The organism is Dactylosporangium sucinum, from assembly GCF_014647515.1.
GTDB lineage: Bacteria > Actinomycetota > Actinomycetes > Mycobacteriales > Micromonosporaceae > Dactylosporangium > Dactylosporangium sucinum.
In genome coordinates this window covers 1-3,214 of sequence record NZ_BMPI01000160.1, presented here as the reverse complement: position 1 = coordinate 3,214, position 3,214 = coordinate 1, and the positions used below count along the sequence as shown (strand labels likewise).

The window sequence follows — 3,214 nt, the reverse complement described above, 5'->3', positions numbered from 1 at the left end:
CCAGCTCATACCACGCACTGGTGTCCACCGTCGCCGCCGAAGCGGTCGTCACATTGATCGCGACCACCACCCCGGCGGCCACGACCGTCGCCGCGAGCGCGGCGCCGATGAGTCTCATTTCGGGGTATCTCCTTCGTCAGATTCGGACGAGTTGCCACTGTTGGTTGTTGCCGCCCCAGTCGGCGTACTGCACGACGGCGCCGCCGTCGGCGGTGGAGGCGTTCTGGACCTCCAGGGCCTTGCCGGAGTTGCGGTTGATCAGCCGGTACCAGCCGCCGGAGTCGGCGAGGCGCCACTGCTGGTTGGTGCCGTTGTGATCGCCCCACTGCACGACGGCCGCACCGTCCGCCGTGGAGACGTTGTAGACGTCGAGCACCTTGCCGGAGTGGCGGGCCTTCAGCCGGTACCAGCCGCCGCCGGAGTCGACGAACTGCCACTGCTGGTTCTGTCCGCCGGAGCGCGTGTACTGCTGTACACACGCACCGTCCGCGGTCGAAACACCGCAGACGTCGAGGGCCTTGCCGCTGTTGCGGTTGACCAGGGTGTACCAGGCGCTGGTGTCTACCCCCGTCGGGCCGGTGGTGGTCGGGGTCGGGTTGCTGCCGCCGGCGTTGAGGGCGTTGAGGGTGGAGGTGTACGCGGCCTTCTTGTTGCCGTTGCCGTCGAACAGCAGCGGGTTCTCGCCGGTGCGCCAGGAGTCGCTGTCGCGGATGCCCCACACCGTGATGCCGGTGCACCGCGACACGGCCAGGCAGGCCTTGACGACGTTGGCGTAGGCGGTGGCCTGGCTGGAGCCGGAGATGTCGAGCTCGGTGATCTGCACGTCGACGCCGAGGTCGGCGAAGCGCTGCAGGTTGGCCTGGTAGTCCGACGGGGGCAGGCCGCCGAGGTGGGACTGGAACCCGACGCAGTCGATCGGCACGCCACGCGACTTGAAGTCGCGGACCATGTTGTAGATGCCGGTGCTCTTGGCGTTGATCCCGTCGGTGTTGTAGTCGTTGTAGCAGAGCTTCGCGCCCGGGTCGGCGGCCCGCGCGGTGCGGAACGCGACCTCGATCCAGTCGTTGCCGGTGCGCTGCAGGTTCGAGTCGCGCCGGCCGCCGGAGCCGCCGTCGGCGAACGCCTCGTTCACCACGTCCCAGGCGTAGATCTTGCCCTTGAAGTGCGTGGCGACCTGGGTGATGTGGTTGACCATCGCGTTGCGCAGCGCACTGCCGGACATTCCCTGGGCCCAGCCGGGCTGCTGGGAGTGCCAGGCGAGGGTGTGCCCGCGCACCTTCTGCCCGTGGGACTGGGCGTGCGCGACGATCTGGTCGGCGCCGGTGTAGCTGAACCGGCCCTGGGACGGCTCGGTCGCGTCCCACTTCATCTCGTTCTCCGGCGTGACCGAGTTGAACTCCCGGTCGAGGATGCCGGTGTACGTGCCGTTGCTCAGCTTGCCGGCGGCGACGGCCGCGCCGAAGTACCGGCCCTTCTCGGCCGCGGAGGCACCGAGGGTGGTGCCGGCGTTGGCGGTGCCGGCGAACCACGTCGTGAGGCCGGCGGCGAGCAGGGCGGCGACGGCGATGGGCAGGACGGCCCGCCATCGTCTTCTGTGCATGGGCTTGCCTTTCTGACTAGGGGGCGGTCTGTTCGAAGCGCTGGACGGTGACGGCGCCGCCGAGCGACTTCGTGGCGTAGTTGAAGACGCCGTAGCGGTAGCCCATGAAGAACTGCCAGGCGTTGTTCAACGTCAGCGCGGAGCCGAGCGGGGTGAAGGTGACGCCGTCGGTGCTGTACGAGAAGCGGGCCTGCCGGCCGGAGCCGGGCCGGATGTCGGCGGTGGCGCGCAGCCAGATCCGGCCGCCGGACACGACCGCGCTCGCCGCTTCGGTGCCGGTGCCGGTGGTGTTCCAGCTGCCGTCCATGGCCAGCCCGGTGACCATCGAGACGCGGGTCGTGGACCCGTCGCGCCGCACGCCGATCCAGGCCGAGGCGTCGCGCAGCATCGCGAGGCCGGCCCGGTCGCCGTCGGCCATCGCCGAGTAGTCGAGCTGGACGGTGGCGGTGGACCCCGGCCCCTGGATGCGCTGGGTGAGGGTGTTGCGGGCCGAGTACAGGTCGCCGGTGACGGTCGCGGTCTGCAGCCGCAGCCCGTTGCCGGCCGACCACTTCGTGTTGTCCGGGTTGTGGTTCCACTCCCACTGCGGGCCGAGCGCGGCCGTGGTGAAGGTGTCCGCGCCGATCATCGGCTTGACGGTCTTGGACGTCTGGATGTCCGGCGTCGGGTAGGACGCGCCCCAGCCGCCGTTGACGGTCTGGACGCTGGGCCAGCCGTCCGCGCTCCAGCTGATCGGGGCCAGGACGGGGATCCGGCCGCCCGGGTAGGCGTCGACGAAGGCGGCGTAGTACCAGGCGCCGTTCTGGGTCTGGACGAGGCCGCCCTGGTGCGGGATGCCGGCGCCGCTGACGGGCGTGGGCATGTTCAGCAGCACCTGCCGCATCTCGTACGGCCCCCACGGGCTGGTCGAGCGCAGGACGTACTGGCCGTTGGCGGGCCGGGTGACCCAGATGTAGTAGTAGCCGCCCCGCTTGTAGAAGCGGGAGCCTTCGAGGGTTCCCACGCTCGACGGGGTGCTGAACACCTGCTGGTGGCGGACCTCGCTGAGCCCGTCGGCGGACAGCTGCGCGACGCTGAGCGTGGAGTTGCCGTAGGCGACGTACATCGTGTCGTTGTCGTCGACGAGCAGCCCGGCGTCGTAGTAGCAGTTGTTGATCCGGGCCCGTTTCTGCCAGGTGCCGTCGACCGACGAGGCGGTGTAGACGTACGTGCGGTTGAACTCCACGCAGCCGAGCCAGTAGAAGGTGCTGTTGCTGGCCCGGTAGTTCAGCGCCGAGGCCCAGATGCCCTTCACGTAGGCTCGGCCGCCGGTGAGGTTGTAGGCGTTGGAGTCGAAGTCCAGGCTCGGCACGGAGTGGCCGGCGTATTCCCAGTGCACCAGGTCGTACGAGCGCAGGATCGGTGCGCCCGGCGAGTAGTGCATGGTGGAGGCCGAGTAGTAGTACGCGTCGCCGACCCGGATGATGTCGCCGTCGGCGAAGTCCTGCCACACGATCGGGTTCGTGAACGTGCCGGTGGGTGCCGTCGCGCCGACCTTGACGAGCTGCCACTGCTGGTTGGTGCCGTCCCAGTCGCTGTACTGCACGACCGCGCCACCGTCGGCGGTGGAGGCGT

General features: G+C 69.4%; 2 protein-coding genes. Both read right to left on the bottom strand.

Translation table 11 applies throughout. The annotated features are described in order from the left end of the window. Positions 1 to 136: 136 nt before the first annotated feature. A complete protein-coding gene (locus tag IEZ31_RS55465; RefSeq protein WP_190258242.1) occupies positions 137 to 1,600 on the bottom strand; it encodes a glycoside hydrolase family 10 protein in 1,464 nt (487 codons plus the stop codon). A gap of 16 nt (positions 1,601 to 1,616) precedes the next feature. Then, positions 1,617 to 3,214: family 43 glycosylhydrolase (locus IEZ31_RS55460; RefSeq protein WP_229837332.1), on the bottom strand; the 1,598-nt coding region annotated here is incomplete at its 5' end.

What these genes read in the sequence shown, in the direction of transcription:
- IEZ31_RS55465 (WP_190258242.1), bottom strand. Translation starts at nt 1,600, where the DNA reads ATGCACAGAAGACGATGGCGGGCCGTCCTGCCCATCGCCGTCGCCGCC.